Consider the following 25,473-nt stretch of genomic DNA (forward strand, 5'->3'; position numbering starts at 1 on the left):
AGACCGCGGGTTGGTAGGTGTCAGTCACTGCTGCCCTGGCCTTCCAGAGACGGCATGTCCAGAAACTCCGCTGATCGCGGCCGCCAGCGTTGTGGCGCGCCTACTCACCAGTGGATCGACATGATCGAGTCCCTGAGCCTGCTGGCGGGACAACCAGAGCCACGACCCCACCGAGGCGTCGACCAAGTCGGGCGCCTGAGGTGCGGGCGGGGCCTGATCACCGGCCAGCGACTGGCTGACGATAACCGTGACCCGTTGCACGACAGGGCCTGCGCGCTGGATCCAGGTCAATGCGTACCAGTCGCGGCCGCCGGCGTCCGCTGCAGCATCGGCGTCGCTGTGGAAAGACCTGGTGCCCGCTGCGATCCCGGGGGAGGAGGGGACCGCTCGATAGTTCACCGGCCGTGCCGTCGGATACCAGACCACATCGGACAGGTCGTCGAGTACGGCTCCGTTGGGCGTCGACAGGACGTCCACGGCGGCCGATGGCATGCCCTTCTCGGCTCGCGCGGCATAGCGGACAAGTGTGGCGCCGGGTCCGGCAAATCTGGTGACGAAACCATAGGACTCGACGGGGGACAGACCGCTACGTGCCGCCCAGTCCGCAGAGATCGACGGACGCGCTATCGCAGCGTGGTCCTGCATCAGCCCCGCAGCGACCAACATTGCGGTGGCGACGCCGAGGACTCCTACCGTGCGCGCGGAGCGGTATGGCATGCCGGTGGCGATCGGGCGGTTTGCGCGGTCAACGGGCCGGCGATCGGGTGCCAGTCGTGCGCCGACGACCACCAGGACGGGGACGACTCCGGCGGCAACAATCACCGTTGGCAGAAACCAGACGATGCAGCTGATCACCAGTACAGCGCCTATTGCGAAGCTGACGGCCGCGGCCAGCAGCCGTCGATGCCTCGGAGTGGTGCGAGTCGCGAGAAATACCGCCACGGCACCGATCGCGGCGGCGACCAGTCCTGCGGCTATGTCAGTCCCGCCGAGGGCCGCTGTGACCGCCTGATACGGCACCGGCGTCGCGAAGCACGCGATGAACAGCCACAACGACCACATCCGGAGGGCCTGCCGCATTCCGAACAAGATGATCACGCAACACACGGCCCACACCAGAACGGACAGCGACTCCAGGCGCCACCACGCGGAAAGCGTCGGCATCCGGCTAACAAGCAAATAGATGGCCGACAACCCGAGAATGCCGACCAACGCGGCCACGATCCAGTCCGCTTCGCCGTCGCCGACACCGTGGGAGGTGGCGCGATGCCCAGCGGCGATCAAGACAGCAAGAACGGGCACGACGACCAGGTACGCGAGTCTCGAACCGGCGAGCGCATCGTTTACCTGATGTGCGTAGCTGGTGGCATAGGCAACCAGGCACAGCAGGGCCACGGAAATGCCACGCGGCAACACGCCGAGACCGGGCGACCGGTCTTGGGCGGAGGTCGGAATATCATCCGGGAGTTCGTCGTCGGCAACGAGCCGGGGGGCAGCGCTAACCGTCACGTTCATGTCTGACATTGGTCCATCCACCATCCGGTCACGAGAGTCAGCATTATTTGCGCAACCGAATTCAGCGGAGTTCGCTTCTTTCTCAAACATGGCCTCTGACTTGCCAAAAGTCACAGGATATACAGATACAGCAAACGTATGAGAAATGGCTGTAATCGCACATCGATGTGGTGTAACTCACGTTATGCCGCGCTTCGCGGGCGGGCGGCACGGATTCGCTGTGGATACGGAAAGCTGGTGGGGTGACCGCCGCCCGCACCACGTCGATCTACATCGCGTCGCCTGAGGGTGACACCGGGAAATCCACCGTCGCGCTCGGCATCCTGCACCGGTTGACCGCGATGGTGCCGAGGGCGGGGGTGTTCCGCCCGATCACCCGGCGGGAGAACCGCGACTACATCCTGGAGTTGCTGCTCGCGCACAGCAACGCGGGCCTCACCTATGACGAAAGCGTCGGGGTGACTTACCAACGACTGCACGCTGACCCTGACGGCGCGATCGCCGACATCGTCGACCGCTATCACGAAGTGGCTGCGCGCTGCGACGCCGTGGTGATCGTCGGGTCGGACTACACCGACGTTGCTACGCCCACCGAGCTGAGTGTGAACGCCCGCATCGCTGCCAACCTCGGTGCGCCGGTGCTGCTCTCGGTGCGTGCCCGCGACCGCACCCCCAGCGAGGTCGCCGAGGTCATCGAGCTGTGCCTGGCCGAACTGGCCACCCAGCACGCCCATACTGCGGCGGTGGTGGCCAACCGCGCCGACCCGGCCCAGCTGGACGCGGTGGCCGAGGCCTGCGCGAACCTGGGGCCACGCGTCTACGTCATTCCCGAGGAACCGCTCCTGGTCGCCCCGACTGTCGCGGATCTGAGCCAGGCGGTCGACGGCGTCCTGGTCCATGGCGACTCGTCGCTGCTCGGCCGCGAGGTGCTGGGGGTGCTTGTGGCGGGCATGACCGCCGAGCACTGCCTGGAACGACTCACCGAGGGCGTCGCCGTCGTCACGCCGGGCGATCGCTCCGACGTGGTGCTGGCTGTCACCAGTGCGCACGCCGCAGAGGGTTTCCCGTCGCTGTCCGCGATCATCCTCAACGGTGGGCTGCCGCTGCACCGCTCGATCGCCGAGTTGGTCACCGGGCTGGGCTTGCGGCTGCCGATCATCGCCACCGACTTGGGCACGTTCGAGACGGCCAGGGCGGTGGCGGCTACCCGTGGGCGGGTCACCGCCACCTCGCCGCGCAAGATCGACACCGCGATCGCGCTCATGGAGCGCTACGTCGACATCGACGATTTGCAGGACCGGCTCAGTCTGCCGATCCCTACGGTGACAACGCCGCAGATGTTCACCTACCAGCTGATGGAACGCGCGGGGGCCGACCGTAAGCGCATCGTCCTTCCGGAAGGGGAGGAAGACCGCATCCTGCAAGCGGCCGGACGGCTGCTGCTCCGTGGTGTCGCCGAGTTGACCATCCTGGGCGACGAGTCCCAAGTCCGTTCCCGTGCAGCCGAACTCGGTGTCGACCTGACCAAGGCCACCGTACTCAACCCACGCACCAGCGAGCTGTGCGACGAGTTCGCCGCGCAATACGCCGAGCTTCGCAAGAAGAAGGGCGTGACGCTGGAGCAAGCCCGAGAAATCATCCACGACGTGTCGTATTTCGGAACGATGTTGGTGCACAACGGCATCGTCGACGGCATGGTGTCCGGTGCCGCACACACGACGGCGCATACCGTGCGGCCGGCCCTCGAAATCATCAGGACCCAGCCCGATGTCTCCACGGTGTCGAGCATCTTTCTGATGTGTTTGGCCGACCGGGTCCTTGCCTACGGCGACTGCGCGATCGTGCCTGACCCGACCGCCGAGCAGCTCGCCGACATCGCCATCAGTTCGGCGCGCACTTCCGCGCAGTTCGGCATCGACCCCCGAGTGGCGATGCTGTCCTATTCCACCGGAGAATCCGGCACCGGAAGCGGTGTCGAGAAGGTCAGGACCGCAACCGAATTGGTACGCGAGCGAGCGCCGGAGCTCTTGGTGGAGGGGCCGATCCAGTACGACGCCGCCGTCGACGCAACGGTCGCCGCGGCCAAGATGCCAGGCTCTGCGGTGGCCGGTCGAGCCACCGTGCTGATCTTCCCCGACCTCAACACCGGCAACAACACGTATAAGGCTGTGCAACGCAGCGCGGGTGCCATCGCCATCGGCCCGGTGCTGCAGGGACTCAACAAGCCGGTCAACGACCTCTCTCGTGGGGCGCTCGTCGATGACATCGTCAACACGGTCGCGATCACCGCGATCCAGGCTCAGGGGATGTGATGTCGGCTACCGTTCTGGTACTCAACTCCGGCTCGTCGTCATTGAAATTCCAATTGGTACAACCCGATACGGGAACATCGCTGGCACACGGGATCGTGGAGCGAATCGGCGAGGAATCCTCGACCGCGACGCTGGTACTGGGCAACAACGAGATTCGCCGCGATGGCCGGATCGCCGATCACGAGGCCGCCCTGCGGACCGCCTTCGACCTGTTCGCCGAAGCTGGTCAGGGTTTGGCGGGCCTTGGGCTGGTCGCGGTCGGTCACCGGGTGGTACACGGCGGCCAGGACCTCTACCGCCCCACCGTCATCGACGATGCGGTGATCGCCAAGCTCGAAGAGCTCGCGCCGCTGGCGCCGCTGCACAATCCGCCCGCGGTGCTCGGAATTGAAGTCGCCCGCCGGGTTCTGCCCGACCTGCCGCACGTCGCGGTGTTCGACACCGCCTACTTCCACGATCTGCCCGCCGCCGCGGCCACGTATGCGATGGACCGAGAGCTGGCCAGCCGCTGGCAGATTCGCCGCTACGGCTTTCACGGCACGTCACATCAGTACGTCAGCCAGCAGGCCGCACAGTTCCTCGGCGCTCCGCTCGAATCGCTCAACCAGATCGTGCTGCACCTCGGCAACGGTGCGTCGGCGTCGGCGATCGCCGGCGGGCGTCCCGTCGACACCTCGATGGGCCTGACCCCGATGGAGGGGCTGGTGATGGGAACACGATCCGGTGATATCGACCCGGGTGTGCTGGTCTACCTGTGGCGAACCGCCGATATGGGCGTCGAGGAGATCGAGACCATGCTCAACCGGCACGCGGGAATGTACGGTCTCAGTGGCGAGATCGACTTCCGGGTGGTGCACCAGCGGATCGAATCTGGTGACGAGGCAGCGCAATTGGCCTACGACGTCTACATCCACCGGCTGCGCAAGTACATCGGTGCGTATCTGGCCGTCCTCGGCCACACCGATGTGGTGACGTTCACCGCTGGGGTTGGCGAGAACGACGCGCGGGTGCGACGCGACGCGCTGACCGGGCTGGCGCCGCTGGGTATCGAACTCGACGAACACCTCAACGAGAGTCCGGCAAAGGGTGCGCGGCGGATCTCGGCCGACAAGTCGCCGACGACCGTGCTGGTGATCCCGACGAACGAGGAACTGGCGATCGCCCAGGCCTGCCTGACGGTGCTCTGAGGCCGCGCGGCGTCGCTAGCCGGGGGCGCCGCGCATCGGGATCGGGCGGACGCCCGGGGTGCCGATCTTGCCGGCCAGCCACGGCAGCGCGTCGGCGAAGGCAAAACCCGCTCCCTGGAAATCGTGGGACGCGTGGTGGTTCACGACCGCGCACTCGATGCCGTAGCTACTCACCAACGAGCACAAGGCCTGAGCGATGTCGCCGTGGTCCTCGGAATTGGTATCCCATTCAGCGGGGGGCGTGGGTGGAGTACCGGTGTTCCCCGGCCGGTATTCGGACGACGTATCGGAGGACACCGCGAACCATGCCGACAGTCCGGTGTAGGGACCGTGCCGGATTATCGCCGACCTCGGGTCGAACGCCGCCCAGGCGGATTCGTCACCGCCGAACAACCGCGCAATGGTCTGGTCGCGGGTTCCGGCGTTAGGGCCGAGCTGACCGTCGACGTCGACGATCGCACTGAACACCTCGGGATGCATCACCGCGAGCATCAGGGCGCAGGTGCCGCCCGATGACCAGCCGACGATCCCCCAGTTTGCCGGCTTCGGGCTCACGCCGAAGGTCGAGACTACAAAGGGCACAACATCTTTGATGAGATGATCGGCGGCGTTGCCGCGGGGTCCGTTGACGCATTCGGTGTCGTTGCTGAATGTTCCGCCGACGTCCGGGAATACCATCACTGGAGCATTGCCGCCGTGCCTGGCGGTGAAATCGTCGAGTGTTTTGAGCGCATCGGCCGAGCGGAGCCAGTCGTCGGGGCGGCCGAACTGGCCGCCGAACATCATCACCGCCGGCAACTGGGGTGGGGGTGAGCTCTTGAACCAGGCCGGCGGCAGGTACACATACTCCTGCCGGTGCGAAAATCCCGACTCTGTATCGGGAGTCGTCACTTTGACGACAACTCCCTGGGTCGGGATGACCCCGTTGCGCTGCATATCGGTCAGCGTCGACATGTCGATCCACCGTGCCGGTTCGCTCCCGGTGGCCCGGTCCCAGACCGACTGCACAGTGGGGAAGTAGGACACCCAGCAGTTGACCGCCAAGGCAGTGCACAGCACGCAGAGCGGAACGGAAAGCAATGCCGCACTTCTGCGCGGCCATCCTGCGCTGCGCCAGCCGGCGATCAATACGATGACCGCGACCCCAAAGCAGACGATCCACACCCAAAAGATCACCGGGGCCGGATCCTGCGACCACCCTTGATAGTGGATGAACCAGTAGACGAACGCTGCCGCCGCTGCCCCGGTGACCGCGGCGACGGGTAGCCAGATCTGAAGCCACCGTCGGGGTCGCCGCCCGATCGCCGCCAACAACACCGCACCAGCGATGATCTGAACTGTGATCAGCAGCCAGCCATGCGTCAGGGTCACGATATACGGCCTTCGCAATCATTGGGTGCCGGAACAGAATTGACCCGCTGGTTCATCCAGTCCAACGCCTCGGACATGTCGAGCTGGTCCGGGGCATCGCTGGGTAGGCGACGGATCGTGATGGTGTCGCCCATTGCGCAGGCGCGATTCAGCGCGGCATCCGTCCATGCCGCGGGGACCAGCGGATCGTTATCCCCGTAGATCACCAGCATCGGGCCCTGCGCCGGTGCCTGCGGAAGGCTGGTCTTCTTCAGGAAGCCGCGAAGTGTGGCGGTCGCAGCTGGCGAGTGGGGCCGGAGATCGTCAGGTGTGATCTGACCCGCGATCGTGGTGCGCTCCTGGAGGCCCGCCGCGTCGCAGGCCAGCAGGGTGTCCCACTTCTGCGCGATGATTCCGCTGCGGTAGTCGTCGAGGTGGAAGTCATCGAAGTAGGAGTTCTTCACGCCGGCGAGAAACCCCTGGAGAGCGAGTTGCTGTTGGGTGTTGAGGGACCCCGCCTCCGCCGCGTCGGCTAGGCCGGTGATATCAGCTACCGGGGAAATCGCGACCGCGCCAATCAATGTCATGCTCCAGCCCTGGTTGGCCGCCAGCTCATTGGCCGCCCATGCCGCTTGGCCGCCCTGGCCGATTCCGAGAGTCAGCCACGATGTGGAGGCTTTACCGCCGGCCTGATCGATCAGCTGGCGGGCCGCGCGAACCGAATCGATCAGGTTGTATCCGACCGTCGTCGATTCGAGGAATGGATGGTAGATGTCTCGGTCTGGCCGGTCCTGAATCTTGTCGAGGCTGCCAAGTCCCTGGTAATCCGTCATCACCACGGGGAAGCCGGCTTGCAGCAGTTGTTGCACCACGGCTGCCGAATTGAGCAGCGTCGGCGACGTCGAGGGTCCGCATCCAGGTTGAGTTCCGGTCGCGGGATGGCCGTACGCGACGACACGCCATCCTCCGTCAGGGGGACTTCCCTTGGGTACCAGGAGGATTCCAGTGACGTGGGTGCCGCTGTCGTTGACGCCAGATCGGGAGTTGTAGATGAAGCGCTGCGCCCAGCCGACCGCGGACTGCAGCGACGGGTCAAGATCCCGCGCAGCCTCGCTGCTGAAGACGTCGCCGTAGTTCTGCCATGGACTGGTCTCCGTGGGGGCCTGCGATGTGCGGCTACCACAGGCCGTGCCAATGAAGGCGACGGTCATGAGAATGGACAGGGCCGCCAGTATTCGTCGCACGTCCCAGATGTTAGTGGTCGCCGGTGTGGTTCCGGCGCGGGTTGGGTGGCTGGAAGTCGTGCTGGCTCGCGTCTATACCGTCTGACATGGGATAACGCTGCTCCGCTGCGCTCTAGCCCGACGGCCGCGGATCATTCGGATCGTCGGGGTCGGGATCACCGAACCATCGTGACGGCGTGTGCTCGGGGTAGTTGTCGTGCCAGCTCCACCATTCATACGGCTTGCTCTGCGGATAGTCCTGCGGTGAGTCCTCCCAGATCTCCTGACGGCCTAATGCGGTCATGTCGAGGAAATGCCATGTGTTGACGAATATCTCGTCACCGCGGCTGTCGATGAAGTAGGTGCGGTAGATCTGGTCGCCGTCGCGGATGAACGCATTGGTGCCGTGCCATTGGTCCACACCGAAGTCGACGTCAAAGGCCCTGTCGGCGCGGTCGACGTCGAAGTCCGTGTCGGGGCGGGGCAGGATCGTGTACCAGGGGATGTCCCAGCCCATCCTGGCCTTGATCTTCTGGACGTCGGGCTGTGCACCCCGGGAGGCGTAGACCAGCGTGGTGTCGCGAGCGTTCAGGTGCGCCAGGTTGCCGATGTGATCGGCCATCAACGAGCATCCGACGCAACCGTGGTCGGGCCAGCCGTGAACTCCCGGGTCCAGGAAGGCGCGGTACACGATCAGCTGGCGGCGACCGGCGAACAGGTCGAGCAGGCTGACTGTGCCGTCCGGGCTGTCGAACTCATAAGACTTGTCGACCCGCGTCCAGGGCATTCGCCGTCGCAGCGCGGCCAATGCGTCGCGGGCCCGGGTCAGTTCCTTCTCCTTGACGAGCAGCTGCTGGTGGGCGACGTCCCACTCCTGTGCCGACACAATCTTGGGCGTCTTCATCGGTGCTCCCTCCAGAATATTAAACATATTGGTTGAATATCCGACTCCAGCGAACCATGCCCGGCGGTCTATAGTCAACAAGATGGTTGAAGATCAGGTTCTGGATCGTGCGTACGCCGCACTGGCCGACCCGACGCGGCGCCACCTGATCGAGGCGCTGCGAAACGGCGACGCCCGGATCACCGATCTCGCCGCCCCGCTGCCGATGACGTTCGCCGGTGTGTCACGCCACATCGGCGTGCTGGAATCGGCCGGGCTCATTCAACGGGATGTCCGCGGCCGCGAACACTGGGTATCGCTTCGACCGGAAGGCCTTACCGCGGCACAGCATTGGATCGACGAGCAGACGCAATTCTGGTCGGTGCGCGCCGACGCCCTTGCGGCACGACTGCGGCGCAAGAAGGGGCAGGGTCGATGACCGACACGGTGACTGTCGTCGTCCAGCGAGTCATGCCCGCCACTCCGGAGGCAGTATTCGACGAGTGGCTCGACCCGGAAGCGCTGCAGGAGTGGATGTGTCCACACCCGGTGCGCGTGGTCGACGTCGCCGTCGACCCCCGGGTGGGTGGCACCGTGCGCTTCGACGTCGACGACTCGGGCACCCGGGTGCTCATCAGCGGGCAGTTCCTGGCCATCGAGCGTCCGCATCTGCTGCGGTTCACCTGGAGCAATTCCAACTGGGAGGACCCGACGCAAGCCAGCATCGTCACCGTGACGTTCGCACCGGCAGGCAGCGAGGAAACACTGATGTCCATCGAGCATTCCCTGCTGCCGCCAACGGAATTCGAGTCCTTCCACACCGGCTGGATCGCCACGTTCGACCAACTCGCCGGCAAGCTGGCCCGCTGAAAGCTCAGCAATCGCACGGCAACCTCCAAGCTGATCGGCGTACGGTCGGCAGCCGTGGTGCTCGGAGCGTGGACGCGTGGGCAGGCAGTGTGCTTGATGGCGGGCGTCGCGGTGTGGGGGGTGGCCACATTCAGCGCCGTGGGCGTATACGCGCCGGTGCTGTTCTGGGTTCGCTCAGTCCAGGTCCTACTGCTGTTGCTCGTCGCGCCGTTCCTGCTGGCACTTGGTCGTCCGGTGGCGGTGCTGTGCGCGGCCTCGGCGCCGATGAATCGGGTTGTGGAGGCGGCACTGAGCTCGAAAGTTCTTCGGGTGGCCTGCTCACCGCTCGCGACGTCCGTCGTCATGCTGGCCACACCGTGGCTGCTCTACTTGACCCCCTGGTATGTCGCCTCGATGACCGGATGGCTGGCGTCGGCGACTCGGCTCCTGCTCGTGCTCGTTGGCTTCGGGTACTTCTACGCCCGCCTGCAGACCGATCCGGTGCCGCGACGGTTTTCGCCGCTGCTGTCGCTCGGGATCAGTGTGGTGGAGTCGTTGGCTGACGGGCTGCTCGGCATTGTGCTGTGGCTGGGCCCGCTGATCGCTGTCGGCTATTACGCGTCATTGCAGCGCAATTGGGGGCCAAGTCCGCGGATCGACCAATCCATCGGCGCGGGCATCCTGTGGATCGCCGGCGACGTGCTGAGCATCCCGTTCGTCGCGGTCCTGATGCGCCAGCTCGGATCCCACGAGCGCCGCCGAGCCGCGGAGGTGGACGCTGAACTGGACGAAGCGACCGTGGAGCAGAGCCACGCGTCGACGCTGTGGTGGGAGAACGATCCCCAGCTGCGCGACCGATTCCGTTCCTAGAACGTGCTGGTGGGCCGCACGTTGTTGGCCATATCAACCAACGCATACCGGTGCGCCTGGCTGGTGGCTACCCGGGCCAGGCTGCGCAGCGAGGCCTCAACGCCCAGGCGCAGACCATGTTCGGTGAACGGGAAGCCGAGGATGTGATTGGTGCTGGCGGTGTTCTCGCACATCCAGTCCATCGCCGTGCCAAGCACCAGTGCCCGGATCTGCAGCACCCGCGGCTCGGAATCCGGCAGTGCCTCCACCCGGTGCGCGGCGTCGCGGATCTGCTCCTCGGTGAGCTCGTGCGCCGATCGCCCGGAAAGTAACGTCACCGCGCTGGTCAGCCGCGCGGTGGTGAAATGCCTTGACGCAGCAGGAACGTCGTCCAGGGTGTTCACTGCGGCTTCGCGGTCGCCTTCCACCGACTGTGCTCGGGCCAGGCCGAACGCCGCCGAGATCGAGTTGTTGTCGGTGTGCCACACGGTTCGGTAGAACGGCAGCTCGTCGGACGTTGCGGCCAGCTCGGCGGTGGCGGCCAGCGCCAGCTTGGGCGCCAGCTCGCCCGGGAAGATTTCCAGCACCTCGGTGAAATGCTTTGTCGCCGAATCATAGTCACCGGTGAGGACCTCGGAGACCGCCTTGAACCAGATCAGCCGCCAGCGCCAGCCCACCCGCTCGGACAGCTCGTCGAGCTTGCGGTTGGCCTTGGCGACATCGCCGAGGTCGAGCAGTGCGCGCACCTCCATCAGCGGCAGCTCCACCGATTCCGTCAGATCGACGCCCTCGGAGTCCAGCACGCCGTGCCGGGCCGCGCGCAGCGAGTCCAGTGTCTGCACGGGTTGTGACAGCACCGTCGCAGACAGCACCGTCGCCGCGATATCGGTGGGATCCACCAGTGGAACCGGCAGCGCGGTAACGATTTCGGTCGCCGTCAGCTTCTCGGCATGGGCCAGTCCGTCGAGATACACATCGGTGTGCGCCACCAACAATTCCACCCCGAAGGCGGCGCGAGTGCGGGTGAAGACGTTCGACAAACCTGGCCGTGGCACACCGGTGTCTTCGGCGACCACCTCACGCAGCACACCCAGCAGTTGCGAGGACATCTCTTCGGAGCTGGCGAAGCGGCGGCGCGGGTCGGGGTCGATGGCCCGGCGCAGAAGCCGCGCGAACGAGTCGTACTTCTTGAGCACCGGATCGTCTTCGGGCAGGCCATCGACATAGCGGCCCTTGCGGGTTCGCAGTTCCACCGTCAACGCGGCCAGGGTACGACCCACCGTGTAGATGTCACTGGCGACGGTCGGGCCGGTGCGCACGATCTCCGGTGCCTGGTACCCAGGCGTGCCATAGAGGTAGCCGAACGAGTTGATCCGCGACACCGCACCGAGGTCGATCAGCTTGAGCTGCTCCTCGGTCACCATCACGTTCTCGGGCTTGAGGTCGTTGTAGCACAGGCCGATCGAATGCAGATAACCCAGCGCGGGCAGGATCTCCAGCACGTAGGCGATCGCCTCCGACACCGGAAGCTTCTCGCCCTTGGGTGTTTTGAGCGACTTACCGCCGACGTACTCCATCACGATGTAGCCGACCGGCTCACCGTGGGAGTCGGGATGCTCGACGAAATTGAAGATCTTCACGATCGACGGGTGAACCACCTCGGCGAGGAATTGCCGCTCGGCCATCGCGATCGCCTGCGCCTCCGCGTCCCCGGAATGGACAAGACCTTTGAGCACCACCGGACGTTCGTTGACGTTGTGGTCGACGGCCAGGTAGACCCAGCCCAGGCCGCCGTGCGCGACGCAGCCTTTGATCTCGTACTGGTCGGCGACCATGTCACCGGGAACCAGCTGCGGCACGAACGAATACGCGCTGCCGCAATGCGGGCACCAGCCTTCCGAGGCCGCCTTGCCGTCCTTGGTCGAGCGTCCCACCGGGCGTCCGCAGTTCCAGCAGAATCGCTTCGACTCCGCGACAACCGGATTGACCATCAACGCGGTCAGCGGGTCGATCTCCGGGAAGCGGGGAATCTCCACCAGTCCGCCGCCGAGGCGACGGGTCGGGGAGAGCTTGCGGGCCACCGTCGCCTGGTGCATGGCCTCCGGCTCGGTGCCCACGCTGCCGACCGCGTCGTCGTCGTCATCGTCGAAATTCGGCCGGAAGATGGCCTGGGTGGCCATTGGCCGCATCGTCGACATCGTATCCACGGTGAGGTCGTCGAGGGTCGCGGGCTGGGTGCCGACGTCGACATCTGGCTGATCCGGGATGTCCATCAGTCCAGGTACCTCGGTGTCGGGGGAGCCGGAGCAGGCCCCAGCACCGTCAACCACTTGCGGTACAACGTGTTCCACGTGCCGTCCCGGCGGATGCGTTCCAGCGTGCCGTTGACGAACCGCACCAGGCCGGTGTTGGTCAGGTTGATGCCGATCCCGTACGGCTCCTGAGCCATGTTCGGTCCGATGATGTGCAAGTAGGGATCCTGGGCCACCAGGCCCGCCAGGATCGAGTCGTCGGTGCTGATCGCGTCGACCTCGCGCTGCTGCAGCGCGACCAGGCAATCGGCCCAGCTGACCACCGTGACAATGATCGGCGGCGGGGCGATCTGGCGCACCCGGTCCAACGACGTGGTGCCGCTGGCGACGCACACCCGGCGCCCGGACAGGTCGGATGCCTGCGAGATGGCCGACTCCCGCGGCGCCAAGATGCGTTGATAGGCAGTGAAATACGCGGTCGAGAAGTTCACGTCCTTGCGGCGGTCACAGGTGATCGTCATGGTCTTCACCACGATGTCGACGGTGTTGTTCTGCAGGGCGGTGATCCGGTCGGCCGACGACAGGATGCGGTACTCGACTGCCGACGGGGTGCCGAAGATGTCCCGGGCCACCTCACCGGCGATGTCGACGTCGAAACCGGTGATCTCCCCGGTGATCGGATCCCGGAAGGAGAACAGGTTGCTCCCGACGTCCAGCCCGACGATCAGCCGGCCGCGGGCTCGGATGCCGGCCACCGCCGCATCGGCCTCCGCCCTGGTGGCGAAGGGCTTCAGGCTGGCGGTGCGGTCGCAGTTGTTCTCGGTCGGATCCGGCGGCTGGGGTGGCTCGGGCGCTAGTTCCTGCATGCCGGCCGGCGTGGGCGGCGCCAGCGTCGGTACCGCCGGCGCCCCGATGTACTCGGTTTTGCCGCAGCCGGACAGCGTGATTGCCGCAGCGATCACGATGCACATCAGCCGTCGTGACTTCATCATCTGTACTCGCTAAGCCTGGGCCACAATCCCAGCGCCACCGCCAACGCCGCGCCGATCGAGAGCACCACGCCGCCGACCGTCGTCCCCGACAACACCCGGCGGGCGGACAGGATGTCGTTGCGCAGCTGGTTGCGGCTCTCCCGGATACCCGTCGACAGTGCGGCGTCGAGCTTGTCGAACGCCGGCGTCGAATCGTCCTCGCCGGTGCCGAGTGCCACCTGGGTGGCCGCCTGGTAGTTGCCGACCGAGATATAGGCGTTGATGCGCTCGTCGGCCTGTCGCCACTTCGTCAGCAGCTGGTCGGCGTTGGCCAAGTCGCCCTTGGCGATCGCGTCGCTGCGGCCCAGGTAGTCGGCGAGCTGAGTGTGCATGGCTTCCACGCGTTGGTAGTAGGACCGCTTGCGGACGAGTTCGTCGCCCCGCCGGATCAGCGACAGCGTCTCGTCGGCGCGGGCCTGCTGGGCGGTGATCGCCAGGCTAGTGACGGTTTTGAGCGACTCGGCGGCGGTGTTCTTGGCAGCGCGGCTGCCGGCGGTGGAGATGATCAGCGCCGAACCCACCCAGATGATCATCACCACGATCGCCAGGCCGCCGGCGATCAGGCCGACGTTGACCCGACGCCTGGTCCGGTCGGCCAGCCACCGGTGCCCGAACACCCCGAACAGCAGGGTCGCGGCCACCACGATGAGCACCGGCGCCGGGATCCGGGTGGAGGCCGTGGTCTCGGCATCGACGCGCGCCGACGTCTCCTCGTAGAGCCGCTGCGCGTCCGGCAGGATCTGCTGCTGCATCAGCGCCGAGGCCTCCGAGAGGTACGACGAACCGACCGGGTTGCCCATGCGGTTGTTCGTCCGTGCCGTCTCGATCAGGCCGGTGTAGACGGCCAGCTGCGCATTGATCCGGCCCAGCAGCTGGATCAGCGGCTCGTCGGTGAGCCCGCTGGCCGCCCGGGTGACCGCGACGGCCGCGTCGGTGATCGCCTGCTCATAGCGCTGCCGCACGGCGCGCGGCTCGGAGCCGGCGATGAACGCGGTCGCGGCGGCGGCGTCGGCCACCGACAGCGTGGTGTAGAGCTGGCCGGCAGCGAACGACAGCGGCTCGGTGTGGTTGAGGACGGTGGTCAGCTGGGTCTGCCGATTGGTGATCGTCGTCGAGGTGGCGAAGGCACTGACGATCCCCAGCATGGCCAGGATGAGACCCAGGGTCAGGATCCGTCCCGGGGTGGTGCGCAGGAACCACCACCGGGGGTGAGCGGGCAGGGTCGGCGTCCGAAGCCCCAACGGCTCGGTCGACGGGTGCGCCAGCTCGACGGTCACCTCTCGCGGACCTCATTCCCTATTGCCCGGATCCACTGCTGTCCCTTGCCGGGTGTACCCGGCACGCATCCTGAGACAATCCTAAGAGGTGTTGTGACAGATGGGGCGGGATCGACCGACCTACTCCGGCGTGGCGTGCTTATCCTGAACGCGTGCGTGGGGATGGAGACGGCTGGGTGGTATCCGATACCGGCACGTCCTATTGGGGACGGCACGGTGCCGCCGGACTGTTGTTGCGAGCTCCCCGCCCCGACGGTACCCCCGCCGTGCTGCTTCAGCACCGCGCGCCGTGGAGCCATCAGGGCGGCACCTGGGCGTTGCCCGGTGGTGCCCGCGACAGCCATGAAACCCCCGAGCAGGCCGCGGTCCGGGAAGCCCACGAGGAAGCCGGCCTGCTCGCCGAGCAGGTGCTGGTCCGCGCGACGGTGGTGACGGCCGAGGTTTTCGGTACCGGCGGAGCCCAGTGGAGTTACACCACTGTCGTCGCCGACGCCCCCGAATTGCTGAGCACTATCGCGAACCGGGAGAGCTCCGAGCTGCGCTGGGTGGCCGAGGACGAGGTGGTCGAATTGCCGCTGCACCCCGGCTTCGCCGCCAGCTGGGAACGGCTGCGCATCACCGCGATGCTGAGCTCGGGTGATCATGACGAATGCCAGCAGCCGGTGCCGCACACCGTCGAGATCCAGTCCGGGGTCTTCGCGTGGTGCACGTCGGCGGCCGCAGAGGTCAGCTAGCTAGCTAGCGAGCGCGGCACGCAACCGCGTCGCGGCGGCCTTGGGGTCGTCGGCGGCGGTGATCGCCCGTACCACCACTATTCGGGTCGCCCCGGCAGCCAGCACGTCGGGCAGGCGCTCCTCGTCGATCCCGCCGATCGCGAACCATGGCTTGTCGGGTGCCAGCGCCGCCACCTCACGCACCAGGTCCAGGCCGGGCGCGGCGCGACCCGGCTTCGTCGGCGTCGGCCAGCACGGGCCGACACAGAAATAGTCGACGTCCTCGGTCAGCGCGCGGGCGGCCTCGCCGATCGCGTGCGTGGACCGGCCGATCACGGTGTGCGGGCCGACGATGTCGCGGGCCACCCCCAGCGGGAGGTCGTCCTGGCCCAGATGCAGCACCTCGGCGCCGGCCGCGCGGGCGATGTCGGCGCGGTCGTTGACCGCCAGTAGCGCGCCGTGCCGGCGGGCCGCGTCGGCCAGGGTCTCCAGTGCCGCGAGCTCGCCGTGTGCCTCCAGCGGCCCGAACTGCTTCTCGCCGGGGGAGCCCTTGTCGCGCAGCTGGATGAGATCGACGCCGCCGGCCAGTGCCGCCTCGGCGAACTCGGCCAGATCACCGCGTTCGCGGCGGGCATCGGTGCACAGGTAGAGCCGTGCGGTCGCGAGCCTGGTCTGAGGTTCGTGCACACCGCGACGGTAGCGGCTAGCGTGGTGGGTTGGCACGGGAGCCCCGGGAGCGGGGCTGAGAGTGGAGCGCAAACCCTCCAGACCGTCACCACCTGATCCGGGTCATGCCGGCGAAGGAAGCGAAAGGGATATGTCGAACGAATCTCTAGCCGTCATCGGGGGCGGCGTCATCGGTCTCGCGGTGGCCCGCCGCGCGGCGCTCGACGGGTTGTCGGTGCGGGTACACCGGACACCCTCCTTCGGTGCGTCCTGGGTGGCCGGCGGGATGCTGGCCCCGCACAGCGAGGGCTGGCCCGGCGAGGAGAAGCTGCTGGCGCTGGGCCTGGAATCGCTGCGGCTGTGGCACGCCGGTTTCCTCGACGGCCTGCCCGACGACGTGGTCACCGCCCGCGCGTCACTGGTGGTCGGTGTCGACCGGGCCGACGCGCAGGACCTGCGGACCGTCGCTGACTGGCTGTCGGCTCAGGGCCACCCGGTCACCGTGACGACCAGCGCCCGGGACATCGAACCGCTTCTGGCTCAAGGTATTCGGCACGGCTTCGTCGCCAATGATGAACTGGCGGTGGACAACCGCAAACTGGTGGCCGCCCTCGAGGCGCACTGCGAGCAGCTCGGGGTTCGCTGGGCGCCGCCGGTGGAGCAGCTCGACGACGCACGCGACGGCGCGGACACCGTGGTCATCGCCAACGGTATCGACGCGCCCGCGCTGTGGCCCGGCCTGCAGGTCCGGCCCGTCAAGGGTGAAGTGCTGCGGCTGCGCTGGCGCCGCGGCTGTATGCCGATGCCGCAGCGCGTGGTTCGGGCCAAGGTGCACGGCCGCTCGGTGTACCTGGTGCCCAGGGCCGACGGCGTGGTGATCGGCGCGACGCAGTACGAACACGGCCGTGACACCGCCCCTTCGGTGTCCGGCGTGCGTGAGCTGCTCGACGACGCCTGCGAGGTGATGCCGGCGCTGGGCGAGTACGAACTGGCCGAATGTGCGGCCGGGCTGCGGCCGATGACCCCGGATAATATGCCGATCGTGGGCCGGCTCGACGAGCACACACTGGTGGCCACCGGACACGGCCGGTCGGGATTCCTGTTGGCGCCGTGGACCGCTGAGCGGATCGCCGCCGAGTTGATTGGAGCACGGGCGTGAAGGTGATGGTCAACGATGAGGAGCTGGAAGTCGACGACGACACCACGGTGTCGCGGCTTCTGGAGACCCTCGGCTTTTCCGAACGAGGCATCGCTGTCGCCGTGAACTGGACGGTTCTGCCTCGCTCGCAATGGAATTCGGCGCTGCCAGAGGGCGCCCGGGTCGAAGTGGTGACAGCGGTGCAAGGTGGTTGAGCAACTGACGATCGCGGGCCGCACGTTCGGCTCGCGGCTGATCCTGGGTACCGGCGGCGCGCCGAACCTGACGGTGCTGGAAGAGGCATTGGTGGCCTCGGGTACCGAGATGACCACGGTGGCCATGCGCCGGGTGGATGCCGAGGGCGGCACCGGGGTGCTGGACCTGCTGGCCCGGCTGGAGATCACGCCGCTGCCCAACACCGCGGGCTGTCGCGGCGCGGCGGAGGCGGTGCTGACCGCGCAACTGGCGCGCGAGGCGCTGGGCACCGACTGGGTCAAGCTCGAGGTCATCGCCGACGAGCGGACGCTGCTGCCCGACGCGGTCGAATTGGTCCGTGCGGCAGAACAACTGGTCGACGACGGATTCGTGGTTCTGCCCTACACCAACGACGACCCGGTGCTGGCCCGGCGGCTCGAGGACATCGGCTGCGCTGCGGTGATGCCGCTGGGCTCGCCGATCGGAACCGGGCTGGGAATCTCCAATCCGCACAATATCGAGATGATCACCGCCGCCGCCGAGGTGCCGGTGATCCTCGACGCCGGGATCGGCACCGCCAGCGACGCTGCCCTCGCGATGGAATTGGGTTGTGACGCCGTTCTTTTAGCGAGCGCGGTGACTCGCGCCGCCGATCCGCCGGCGATGGCCGCCGCGATGGCCGCCGCCGTCACCGCCGGGCTGCTCGCGCGGCACGCCGGGCGCATCCCGAAGCGGTTCTGGGCGCAGGCGTCGAGCCCGAGCATCGTATGAGTCGTTATGTTGCGCTGGGAAGTTCGATGGCCGCCGGGCCGGGGATCCGACCAAGGGCAGCGGGCTCACCGGTGGCCGCCGGGCGCTCGGCCCGCAACTATCCACACCTGGCCGCCGAACGCCTGGGCCTCGATCTGGTCGACGTCACCTATTCCGGGGCCACCACCGCCAATGTGCTGCGTGAGCGCCAGCACAGCGCACTACCTCAGATCGACACCCTTGACGGCTCTGAGGAACTGGTCACCGTCACCATCGGCGGCAATGATGTCGGCTACGTCCCCTTGCTGTTCGCCGCGACCCTGCCAACGATGCTGCGGGCCGTGCCGATACTCGGCGAAAGATTGCGTGAATTCTTGGATCCCGCGGCCCGCGGCGCCGCGCTGGACCAGGTCGGTGCGTCACTGCGGGAAGTCGGTCAGGCGCTGCGCGAGCGGTCACCGCGGGCGCGAATCATGTTCGTGGACTACCTGACTCTGTTACCCCCGTCGGGAACGCCTGCCCCGCCGCTGTCCGATGACGTCGCCGATCTGGGCCGCCTCGTCGCGACGCGACTGGCCCAGGAGACGGCCGACGCTGCCAAGGCCACCGGCTGCGAGGTCATCCACGCCGCCGACGCCAGTCGCGATCACCACGCCTGGTCAGCCGACCCGTGGACGATTGGCGCCGGCTCACTGCTGCCGTGGCGGCCCAAGCCGTTTCATCCCAACGCCGCCGGCATGCGGGCGGTCGCCGACCTGATCGCGGCGAGGTTCCGTCAGCCGTAGGTGTTGGCGGGCGGGCCGATGCGCGTGATGCTCGACACCTCCAGCGTCGGGATCGACGATGTGCCCGAATAGGTTTGGCCTGCCGGCACGGTGCCTTCGATCCGAAGCCAGGTGTTCTCCGGCAGCGCGGCCGCGCTCGCCGCTGCGGGCCCGGACAGATGCAGCCGGGCCAGCTGCGCGTCGGCCGCACAGCAGATGATGACGATCTTGGCCAGGTCGACCCGATCGCCGTCGCGCATGGTGAATCCGGTCGTGGTGATCTGCTTACCGTCCAGGCCGCCCACCTTGCCGACCGCGACGCGCATCAGCACCTCGGGCAGCGATACCGTCGGCGCCGCCCCGGCGGGCAGCGGCGGAAACGAGCGCGCGCCGGTCACCGTGGCCGGCGTTGCCGCCCTGGCACTCAACGCCGGTGGCACTACGAAGATCAGCAACACCACCGGCAGCACCAGCAGCCAGACGATGCCGTTGCGGTGCACATGCCCGGCGTGGTCGTGGTCGGGTTCCGCACCGCCGCGTCGGATGTCCCGTGCGATCGCGACCAGGGCGAGCGCGATGAGAACCGCCGACGACATCGCCAGCCACGGCAGCATCGCCGGTTTGACGTACCGGGTGTACGCCCCCGTGACTGTGACCATCACCAGGGCGATCCCGACGATCAGCAGCAGGGTGTTCTCGGTTTCGCGCCTCACAGCAGCACCAGGCCCACCGCCGTCGCCAGCACGGTCGCGACCACCAACGTGACCGGGGCGAAGCGCAGCGCGAAACTCCGCCCGAACATACCCGCTTGCATGGCAACGAGTTTCACGTCAACGGCCGGGCCGACCACCAGGAAGACCAGCCGCGGTATCAGCGGCACCATGGTGAGGCTGGCGGCCACGAAGGCGTCGGCCTCCGAGCACAGCGCCAGCACGAACGCCAGCAGCGCCATGGTGACCACGCCGATCAGCAGGTGACCGGCCACGTGTTCGAACATCCACGGCGGCACCACAACTCGCAGTGTGGCGGCCGCCGCGGCGCCGATCACCAGATACGAGCCGGCCTGCAGGAAGTCGTGCCGAGCGGCCTCGGTGAACACCGTCCAGCGCGACTGGCCGGCACCGTCGGCGCGGGGCAGCGTGCGGGTCACCCAGGCGGGCCGTCCCCATCGTGACCACAGCACCCCCATCACCACCGCGGTAGCCAGCGAGGCCAGGCAGCGGGCCGCCACCATCTCCGGCTGGCCGGGGAAGGCGACCGCGGTGGCCACCAGCACCACCGGATTGATCGCCGGTGCGCTGAGCATGAACGTCAACGCCGCCGCGCCCGTCGTCCCGTCGGCGAACAGCCGCCGGGCCACCGGAACCGACCCGCACTCACAGCCCGGCAGGGCCGCGCCGGCCACCCCGGCGGCCAGCACCGCCGCGGAGGCCCGCTTGGGCAGCATCCTGGCCAGCCGCTCCGGGGAGACGAACGCGGCGATCAGGCCACTGATCACCACACCGAGCACCAGAAACGGCACGGCCTGCAGAAACACCCCGGCGAACACCGTTCCGGCGGTCGCCAGCTGCGGATTGCCGGCGACGCCGTCGCGCATCCAGGTGCCCACCAGCGCACACACCACCAGCCCCGCCACCAGGACCTCGGTCGAGGTCACCAGGCGGCGGCGCGGGGCGGTCACGGTCATCGAGCACATGGTGCCACCCGAACCTGCGTGCGGGGGGTTGCGTCTAACCTGGGCGCGATGACGTACAGACACCGGGCTGTGGCGACGCTCGCCGTCGCGGCGGTCGCCGTGGCGGGATGCAGCCACCCGGCCAACTCCGTGCAGCCAGGAACGGCGCAGAACCCCGCCGCGCAGTTCGCCGACGGACTGCGCAAGCAGGTCACCACCGACGCCGTGTTCGGCCACCTGCAGAAGCTGCAGGACATCGCGAATGCCAATAACGCCACCAGAGCGGTTGGCACCCCCGGGTTCGATGCCAGCGTCGACTACGTGGCGGGCGTGCTGCGCGGCAAAGGGTTCGACGTGCAAACCCCCGAGTTCCAGGCCAGGGTCTTCCAGTCCGGCACCCCGGAGTTGCGGGTCGGCGGTACCGGGGTGACGGCCCGCGCCATGGAATTCAGTCTGCCCACCCCGCCCCAGGGCGTCAGCGGACCGCTGGTCGTCGCACCGGCCGAGGACACCCCCGGCTGCGCCCCCGCCGACTACGCCGGGCTGCCCGTCACGGGCGCGGTGGTACTCGTGGACCGGGGGAGCTGCCCGTTCAAGGACAAGCAGGCCATCGCCGCCAAGCTGGGAGCCGTTGCGCTGGTCGTCGCCGACAACGTCGACGGCCAACAAGCGGGCGCCACCCTCGGCGAGGACACCGACGTCAAGCTTCCGGTGGTCACGGTGACGAAGGCCGACGGGGCGACCCTGCGGGCCAATCCGGGTCCGACCACGCTCAAACTCGAAGCCAGCACCAAATCCGTCAACGCGCGCAACGTCATCGCCCAGACCAAGACCGGCTCGACCAGTGACGTCGTGATGGTCGGTGCCCACCTGGACAGCGTCCCCGAAGGACCCGGCATCAACGACAACGGTTCAGGCGTGGCCGCGATACTGGAGACCGCCGTGCAGCTCGGCCCCAGCCCCGGCGTGAAGAACGCGGTGCGCTTTGCGTTCTGGGGAGCGGAAGAACTCGGCACGATCGGATCCAATAAGTACATCGCGTCGCTGAATGTCGAGCAGCTCAAGGACATTGCGCTGTACCTCAACTACGACATGATCGGCTCACCGAACCCCGGCTACTTCACCTACGACGGTGACCAGTCCACGGTACCGGGGCCGGGCGGCCGGATACCGCGGGTGCCGGAGGGGTCGGCGGGGATCGAGCGGACCATGGTCGCCTATCTCAAATCGGCTGGAAAGGCCGCTCAGGACACATCATTCGACGGCCGATCGGATTACGACGCCTTCACCAAGGCCGGGGTTCCCTCCGGTGGGCTGTTCTCGGGGGCCGAGGAGAACAAGACCGCCGATCAGCAAAAGCTGTGGGGCGGCACCGCGGACGCACCGTTCGATCCGAACTATCACAAGAGCACCGACACCCTCGAGCACATCGACAAGACCGCGTTGGGCATCCTCGGCGGGGGAGTGGTGTTCTCGGTCGGTCTCTATGCCCAGGACATGGACGGCCGCAACGGAATTCCGCTGCGCGAGGACCGCGTCCGCCACCTCGTGACCGGGCCGTAGACTCATCGAGTGTGCGTACAGATCGTGTGTGAGCATGGGATTTCGATCTGAGCGCACACTCGACGCTCCGAATGCAGAGTCAGCGGCCGCACACTCGCCAAAGCTCTTCGGCAGCATCGAGCTTGGCCGAGGCGAGGCGCTCACCGATCACTGACTGGCGTAGCCACCGCAGTATCTGGTCCTTGACGGCGGGTTCACATGGCTCTCGCATCGTGAACGCCGAGTCCACAAGGTCGCCGAGGTGGTGTGCGGCCGCCGTCGTGTCCATCGTCTGCCAGCGGTTCAAGAACGGCTGCAGCGGCTGGTCGCACCAGTAGGTGAAATCGATGAGTGTGGGGCTATCGGAGAAGTAGCCCAGTTCGCCCGGATAGGCTTCCAGCAGATGCCGCCACAGATTGTCAACGAGGTCTCCGACCGCGTTTGCCTCCGGCGCCGGCCAGGTCGCCACACGGCCTCGCAGCCCACTTAGGTTGAAGGCGAACACCGGTGACTTGTCGTTGATCAGCAGCTCGATGAGCCGCGGAAAGAAGTGACGAAAGTCGCTGTCGCCCATCGACATCGCGTGCAGGGCTTCCAGCTGCGGCAGCGACAGCGACCGTAGCGGAGTCGACCGGATGTCGTCGGTCGACCACTCCGGCCCGCATTGGTCGCAGACCACCACTTCGTGTGGCAGCGGATACCGGGCGAAGCGGGTGTAGAGATCTTCGACGACGGCACGCATTACGACGACCGCGCGCCCCGCAGCACCCCCAGTGCCCGCATGCCGTGATAGATGACCAGCGCGGCGATCGAGCCGAGCGCAATACCGGTGAACGTGAGATTGCCGATGTGCCAGGTGAAGTCGGCGATCCCGATGATCAAGGCGATCGCGGCGGTCATCTGGTTGATCGGCAAGCCGAAGTCCACGTGGTTGGTCAGCCAGATCCGCACACCCAGCACGCCGACGAGTCCGTAGAGCACGATGGTGGCACCGCCGAGCACGCCGGGCGGGATCGCCGAGATCGTCGCTCCGATCTTGGGGCACAACGCCAGAAGGATCGCCGTCACACCGGCCACCCAGTAGGCCGCGGTGGAGTAGACGCGGGTCGCGGCCATCACGCCGATGTTCTCGGCGTAGGTGGTGGTCGCTGTGCCGCCACCCAGGCCGGCTAGCACCGTCGCGACGCCGTCGGCGGCCAGCGCGCGACCGGTCAGGGGATCGGTGTCGACCCCGGTCATCTGTCCCACCGATTTGACGTGGCCGATGTTCTCGGCGATCAGCGCGATCACCGCTGGCAAAAACAGCGGCAGCACCGACAGGTTCAACGTCGGGGTCTGGAAGTGCGGCAACCCGATCCAGCCGGCTGCGGCGATCCCTGAGGTGTCCACCTCACCCAGCGCCAGGGCCAGCAGATACCCGGCGACCACCGCCAAGAAGATCGCCAGCCGGCCGATGATGCCACGGAAGAACGCCAGCACCACCACCAGCAGCACCAGCGTGACAATGCCGACGAGCGGACCCTTTTCGAAATTGTTCTTGGCGGCCGGTGCCAGATTGAACCCGATGAGCGCGACGATCGCGCCGGTGACCACCGGGGGCAGCGCGATATCGATCCAGCGCGTGCCTGCCACGTGTACGGCCACGCCGATGAGGATCAGCAGCACGCCCACGGCGATCAATCCACCCAGCGCGCTACCGGCACCGTGCGAGGCCACCGCGGCCGTCACCGGTGCGATCACCGAGAAGCAGGAGCCGAGGTAGCTCGGTAGCCGGTTGCCGGTGATCACCAGGAACAGCAGCGTGCCGATGCCGGAGAACAACAGCGTGGTGGCGGGCGGAAAACCGGTGAGCACCGGCACCAGGAACGTGGCGCCGAACATGGCGACCACATGCTGGGCGCCGATGCCCAGCGTGCGCGGCCAGCTCAGCCGTTCGTGCGGGGCGACGACGAATGTCTCGTCGGCGCGGCTTTCCACCGGTGTCCAGCTCATCGGAATCACGGTCCTACCGTAACCGGCGGACCACGTAAATCAGGGCGCCGAGCATGAGCATTAACACGCCGGATACGACCGCCTGCACGGGCAGCGCGACCGCCAGGACTACGCAGCCGATCAGGCCGAGCGCAGGCACAACGTGGCGGCCGAGCGTCCACGCCGAGGCGTTGGCGATCGCGTAGTACACCAACACCGCAAACGACGAAAAGCCGATCACCCCACGGACATCGGCCGTCGCAGCAACCACGGCGACCACCACGCCGACCGCGATCTCGGCGCGGTGCGGTACACCGAAGCGCGGATGCACGACGGCCAGCCCGGCTGGCAGGTGGTGATCTCGCGCCATCGCCAGGGTGGTCCGCGACACCCCCAGAATCAGCGACAGCAGTGAGCCCAGCGCTGCCACGGCCGCGCCGATGCGCACCACCGGTTCGAAACCACCGGCCCCGGCGGCTCGCACCGCATCGACCAATGGTGCTGCGGCCGTTGCCAATCGGTCCGAACCCAGTACCGCCAGCACCGATATGGCCACGGCTGCATAGACGATGAGGGCAAGGCCCAGCGCGACGGGGATGGCCCGCGGGATCGTCCGGGCCGGGTCGCGGACCTCCTCGCCGAGCGTGGCGATGCGCGCATAACCGGCGAAGGCGAAGAACAACAATCCGGCGGCCTGCAGTACCCCGACGACACTGCCACCTTCGAGCCTCAGGTTGTCGGCGTCGACCCGCCCCGAGGTCGCCACGCTCACCACCACCGCGGCCAGCACCGCCAGCACGACGGCGACGATGATCCGGGTCAGCAGTGCCGACTTCTGGATACCGCGGTAGTTGACGGCGGTCAGCGCCACCACCGCGGCCACCGCCACGGCGTGCGCGTGCGCCGGCCACACGTAGAACCCGACCGTCAGCGCCATCGCCGCACACGACGCGGTCTTGCCGACCACGAAGCTCCAGCCCGCCAGATAGCCGCAGAAGTCGCCGAGGCGCTCGCGGCCGTAGACGTACGTGCCGCCGGATTGCGGGTAGCGGGCCGCCAGCCACGCCGAGGACATCGCGTTGCAGTAGGCGACGGCGCCGGCCAGTGCCAGGCCGACCAACAGCCATGACCCTGCGGCAGCGGCTGCGGGGGTCAGAGCGACGAAGATTCCGGCCCCGACCATGGAACCCAGCCCGATGATCACCGCGTCGCCTGTGCCCAGGCGTCGCTGCAGGCTGTTCACCGTCGAGATGTTATGTCGCGAATATGAAATGCGGACCGGCCTGCGAGCGGTTGCCCGCTCTCAGGCCGGTCCGGCACGGTCCCCGACC

The 25,473-nt window shown here is 67.3% G+C and carries 24 protein-coding genes and 1 riboswitch; of the genes, 11 read left to right on the forward strand and 13 right to left on the reverse strand.

What is annotated here, in order from left to right:
- Positions 1–24: 24 nt before the first annotated feature.
- Positions 25–1,515 carry a hypothetical protein gene (locus SLQ31_RS26230; protein ID WP_319437072.1) on the reverse strand — a complete coding sequence of 497 codons (1,491 nt, stop codon included), beginning with the start codon at positions 1,513–1,515 and terminating at the stop codon, positions 25–27.
- Positions 1,516–1,757: 242 nt separating this feature from the next.
- On the opposite strand from SLQ31_RS26230, the gene pta reads away from it, so the two are divergent.
- Together pta and SLQ31_RS26240 are read left to right on the forward strand one after the other, a co-directional pair.
- The gene (gene pta, locus SLQ31_RS26235) at positions 1,758–3,827 is read left to right on the forward strand and encodes a phosphate acetyltransferase (protein ID WP_319437073.1); all 2,070 of its coding nucleotides are present in this window, start codon (positions 1,758–1,760) and stop codon (positions 3,825–3,827) included.
- Positions 3,827–5,014, forward strand: coding sequence for an acetate kinase (locus tag SLQ31_RS26240; RefSeq protein ID WP_319437074.1), 1,188 nt, complete (start codon positions 3,827–3,829; stop codon positions 5,012–5,014). The genes pta and SLQ31_RS26240 overlap by 1 nt, the downstream gene beginning before the upstream one ends.
- Positions 5,015–5,029: 15 nt before the next feature.
- Here the strand turns inward: SLQ31_RS26240 and SLQ31_RS26245 are convergent, their stop codons facing one another.
- The 3 genes from SLQ31_RS26245 to SLQ31_RS26255 form a co-directional block, all read right to left on the reverse strand.
- Positions 5,030–6,385, reverse strand: a complete 1,356-nt coding sequence (locus tag SLQ31_RS26245; protein ID WP_319437075.1) for an alpha/beta hydrolase — start codon at positions 6,383–6,385, stop codon at positions 5,030–5,032.
- Positions 6,382–7,608, reverse strand: coding sequence for a lipase family protein (locus SLQ31_RS26250; protein ID WP_319437076.1), 1,227 nt, complete (start codon positions 7,606–7,608; stop codon positions 6,382–6,384). Before SLQ31_RS26250 ends, SLQ31_RS26245 begins: the two co-directional genes overlap by 4 nt.
- Before the next feature lie 112 nt (positions 7,609–7,720).
- On the reverse strand, positions 7,721–8,491 hold the full coding sequence (locus SLQ31_RS26255) for a DUF899 domain-containing protein (protein ID WP_319437077.1): 771 nt from the start codon (positions 8,489–8,491) through the stop codon (positions 7,721–7,723).
- 82 nt (positions 8,492–8,573) lie between these two features.
- Between SLQ31_RS26255 and SLQ31_RS26260 the strand changes: the two genes are divergently transcribed.
- The 3 genes from SLQ31_RS26260 to SLQ31_RS26270 are packed head-to-tail and all read left to right on the forward strand — an operon-like array spanning position 8,574 to position 10,189.
- Positions 8,574–8,909 carry a metalloregulator ArsR/SmtB family transcription factor gene (locus SLQ31_RS26260; RefSeq protein ID WP_319437078.1) on the forward strand — a complete coding sequence of 112 codons (336 nt, stop codon included), beginning with the start codon at positions 8,574–8,576 and terminating at the stop codon, positions 8,907–8,909.
- Entirely contained in the window at positions 8,906–9,340 is a 435-nt protein-coding gene (locus tag SLQ31_RS26265) for an SRPBCC domain-containing protein (RefSeq protein WP_319437079.1), read from the forward strand. Before SLQ31_RS26260 ends, SLQ31_RS26265 begins: the two co-directional genes overlap by 4 nt.
- A gap of 54 nt (positions 9,341–9,394) precedes the next feature.
- On the forward strand, positions 9,395–10,189 hold the full coding sequence (locus SLQ31_RS26270; protein ID WP_413643052.1) for a cytochrome c oxidase assembly protein: 795 nt from the start codon (positions 9,395–9,397) through the stop codon (positions 10,187–10,189).
- On the opposite strand, the gene SLQ31_RS26275 is transcribed toward SLQ31_RS26270, so the two are convergent.
- From SLQ31_RS26275 to glnX, 3 genes are read right to left on the reverse strand one after another with little or no spacing between them, the layout of a single operon-like run.
- On the reverse strand, positions 10,186–12,441 hold the full coding sequence (locus tag SLQ31_RS26275; RefSeq protein ID WP_319437299.1) for a serine/threonine-protein kinase PknG: 2,256 nt from the start codon (positions 12,439–12,441) through the stop codon (positions 10,186–10,188). The genes SLQ31_RS26270 and SLQ31_RS26275 overlap by 4 nt on opposite strands.
- On the reverse strand, positions 12,441–13,412 hold the full coding sequence (locus SLQ31_RS26280; RefSeq protein WP_319437080.1) for a glutamate ABC transporter substrate-binding protein: 972 nt from the start codon (positions 13,410–13,412) through the stop codon (positions 12,441–12,443). Before SLQ31_RS26280 ends, SLQ31_RS26275 begins: the two co-directional genes overlap by 1 nt.
- Positions 13,409–14,728, reverse strand: coding sequence for a protein kinase G-activating protein GlnX (glnX, locus tag SLQ31_RS26285; protein WP_319437081.1), 1,320 nt, complete (start codon positions 14,726–14,728; stop codon positions 13,409–13,411). Before glnX ends, SLQ31_RS26280 begins: the two co-directional genes overlap by 4 nt.
- Before the next feature lie 152 nt (positions 14,729–14,880).
- On the opposite strand from glnX, the gene SLQ31_RS26290 reads away from it, so the two are divergent.
- Positions 14,881–15,462, forward strand: coding sequence for an NUDIX hydrolase (locus SLQ31_RS26290; RefSeq protein WP_319437082.1), 582 nt, complete (start codon positions 14,881–14,883; stop codon positions 15,460–15,462).
- Here SLQ31_RS26290 and thiE read toward each other — a convergent pair whose 3' ends face one another.
- Positions 15,463–16,128, reverse strand: coding sequence for a thiamine phosphate synthase (thiE, locus tag SLQ31_RS26295; protein ID WP_319437083.1), 666 nt, complete (start codon positions 16,126–16,128; stop codon positions 15,463–15,465). It abuts the gene before it with no gap.
- 24 nt (positions 16,129–16,152) lie between these two features.
- A riboswitch (TPP riboswitch) is annotated at positions 16,153–16,264 on the forward strand.
- Between thiE and thiO the strand changes: the two genes are divergently transcribed.
- From thiO to SLQ31_RS26315, 4 genes are all read left to right on the forward strand, one after another.
- Complete coding sequence (gene thiO / locus SLQ31_RS26300) at positions 16,259–17,266, forward strand: glycine oxidase ThiO (protein ID WP_319437084.1); 1,008 nt, start codon at positions 16,259–16,261, stop codon at positions 17,264–17,266. It overlaps the preceding riboswitch by 6 nt.
- Positions 17,263–17,460: a sulfur carrier protein ThiS gene (thiS, locus tag SLQ31_RS26305; protein ID WP_319437085.1), complete on the forward strand. Its 198-nt coding sequence runs from the start codon at positions 17,263–17,265 to the stop codon at positions 17,458–17,460. The genes thiO and thiS overlap by 4 nt, the downstream gene beginning before the upstream one ends.
- Complete coding sequence (locus SLQ31_RS26310; RefSeq protein ID WP_319437086.1) at positions 17,453–18,211, forward strand: thiazole synthase; 759 nt, start codon at positions 17,453–17,455, stop codon at positions 18,209–18,211. The genes thiS and SLQ31_RS26310 overlap by 8 nt, the downstream gene beginning before the upstream one ends.
- Positions 18,208–18,975, forward strand: coding sequence for an SGNH/GDSL hydrolase family protein (locus SLQ31_RS26315; RefSeq protein WP_319437087.1), 768 nt, complete (start codon positions 18,208–18,210; stop codon positions 18,973–18,975). Before SLQ31_RS26310 ends, SLQ31_RS26315 begins: the two co-directional genes overlap by 4 nt.
- Here the strand turns inward: SLQ31_RS26315 and SLQ31_RS26320 are convergent.
- Both SLQ31_RS26320 and SLQ31_RS26325 read right to left on the reverse strand, forming a co-directional pair.
- Positions 18,966–19,667 carry a TIGR03943 family putative permease subunit gene (locus tag SLQ31_RS26320; RefSeq protein ID WP_319437088.1) on the reverse strand — a complete coding sequence of 234 codons (702 nt, stop codon included), beginning with the start codon at positions 19,665–19,667 and terminating at the stop codon, positions 18,966–18,968. The two genes, SLQ31_RS26315 and SLQ31_RS26320, sit on opposite strands and share 10 nt — an antisense overlap.
- Complete coding sequence (locus SLQ31_RS26325; RefSeq protein WP_319437089.1) at positions 19,664–20,641, reverse strand: permease; 978 nt, start codon at positions 20,639–20,641, stop codon at positions 19,664–19,666. The genes SLQ31_RS26320 and SLQ31_RS26325 overlap by 4 nt, the downstream gene beginning before the upstream one ends.
- A 57-nt stretch (positions 20,642–20,698) precedes the next feature.
- Between SLQ31_RS26325 and SLQ31_RS26330 the strand changes: the two genes are divergently transcribed.
- Positions 20,699–22,192, forward strand: coding sequence for a M28 family metallopeptidase (locus SLQ31_RS26330; RefSeq protein WP_319437090.1), 1,494 nt, complete (start codon positions 20,699–20,701; stop codon positions 22,190–22,192).
- 79 nt (positions 22,193–22,271) lie between these two features.
- On the opposite strand, the gene SLQ31_RS26335 is transcribed toward SLQ31_RS26330, so the two are convergent.
- The 3 genes from SLQ31_RS26335 to SLQ31_RS26345 are packed head-to-tail and all read right to left on the reverse strand — an operon-like array spanning position 22,272 to position 25,394.
- Entirely contained in the window at positions 22,272–22,913 is a 642-nt protein-coding gene (locus tag SLQ31_RS26335) for a hypothetical protein (protein WP_319437091.1), read from the reverse strand.
- On the reverse strand, positions 22,913–24,163 hold the full coding sequence (locus SLQ31_RS26340; RefSeq protein ID WP_319437092.1) for a uracil-xanthine permease family protein: 1,251 nt from the start codon (positions 24,161–24,163) through the stop codon (positions 22,913–22,915). Before SLQ31_RS26340 ends, SLQ31_RS26335 begins: the two co-directional genes overlap by 1 nt.
- Before the next feature lie 13 nt (positions 24,164–24,176).
- Positions 24,177–25,394 carry an APC family permease gene (locus SLQ31_RS26345; RefSeq protein ID WP_319437300.1) on the reverse strand — a complete coding sequence of 406 codons (1,218 nt, stop codon included), beginning with the start codon at positions 25,392–25,394 and terminating at the stop codon, positions 24,177–24,179.
- Positions 25,395–25,473: the final 79 nt, after the last annotated feature.

The sequence above is a fragment of the Mycobacterium sp. RTGN5 genome (assembly GCF_033804465.1).
GTDB lineage: Bacteria > Actinomycetota > Actinomycetes > Mycobacteriales > Mycobacteriaceae > Mycobacterium.

Bases quoted from the DNA above. Each gene is read 5' to 3' on its own strand.
- SLQ31_RS26275 (WP_319437299.1), bottom strand. From the start codon at position 12,441: ATGGACATCCCGGATCAGCCAGATGTCGACGTCGGCACCCAGCCCGCG.
- SLQ31_RS26330 (WP_319437090.1), top strand. From the start codon at position 20,699: ATGACGTACAGACACCGGGCTGTGGCGACGCTCGCCGTCGCGGCGGTC.
- SLQ31_RS26240 (WP_319437074.1), top strand. From the start codon at position 3,827: ATGTCGGCTACCGTTCTGGTACTCAACTCCGGCTCGTCGTCATTGAAA.
- SLQ31_RS26280 (WP_319437080.1), bottom strand. From the start codon at position 13,412: ATGATGAAGTCACGACGGCTGATGTGCATCGTGATCGCTGCGGCAATC.
- SLQ31_RS26255 (WP_319437077.1), bottom strand. From the start codon at position 8,491: ATGAAGACGCCCAAGATTGTGTCGGCACAGGAGTGGGACGTCGCCCAC.
- SLQ31_RS26230 (WP_319437072.1), bottom strand. From the start codon at position 1,515: ATGAACGTGACGGTTAGCGCTGCCCCCCGGCTCGTTGCCGACGACGAA.
- SLQ31_RS26335 (WP_319437091.1), bottom strand. From the start codon at position 22,913: ATGCGTGCCGTCGTCGAAGATCTCTACACCCGCTTCGCCCGGTATCCG.
- thiO (WP_319437084.1), top strand. From the start codon at position 16,259: ATGTCGAACGAATCTCTAGCCGTCATCGGGGGCGGCGTCATCGGTCTC.
- SLQ31_RS26260 (WP_319437078.1), top strand. From the start codon at position 8,574: ATGGTTGAAGATCAGGTTCTGGATCGTGCGTACGCCGCACTGGCCGAC.
- SLQ31_RS26265 (WP_319437079.1), top strand. From the start codon at position 8,906: ATGACCGACACGGTGACTGTCGTCGTCCAGCGAGTCATGCCCGCCACT.
- SLQ31_RS26315 (WP_319437087.1), top strand. From the start codon at position 18,208: ATGAGTCGTTATGTTGCGCTGGGAAGTTCGATGGCCGCCGGGCCGGGG.
- SLQ31_RS26325 (WP_319437089.1), bottom strand. From the start codon at position 20,641: ATGACCGTGACCGCCCCGCGCCGCCGCCTGGTGACCTCGACCGAGGTC.
- SLQ31_RS26340 (WP_319437092.1), bottom strand. From the start codon at position 24,163: ATGAGCTGGACACCGGTGGAAAGCCGCGCCGACGAGACATTCGTCGTC.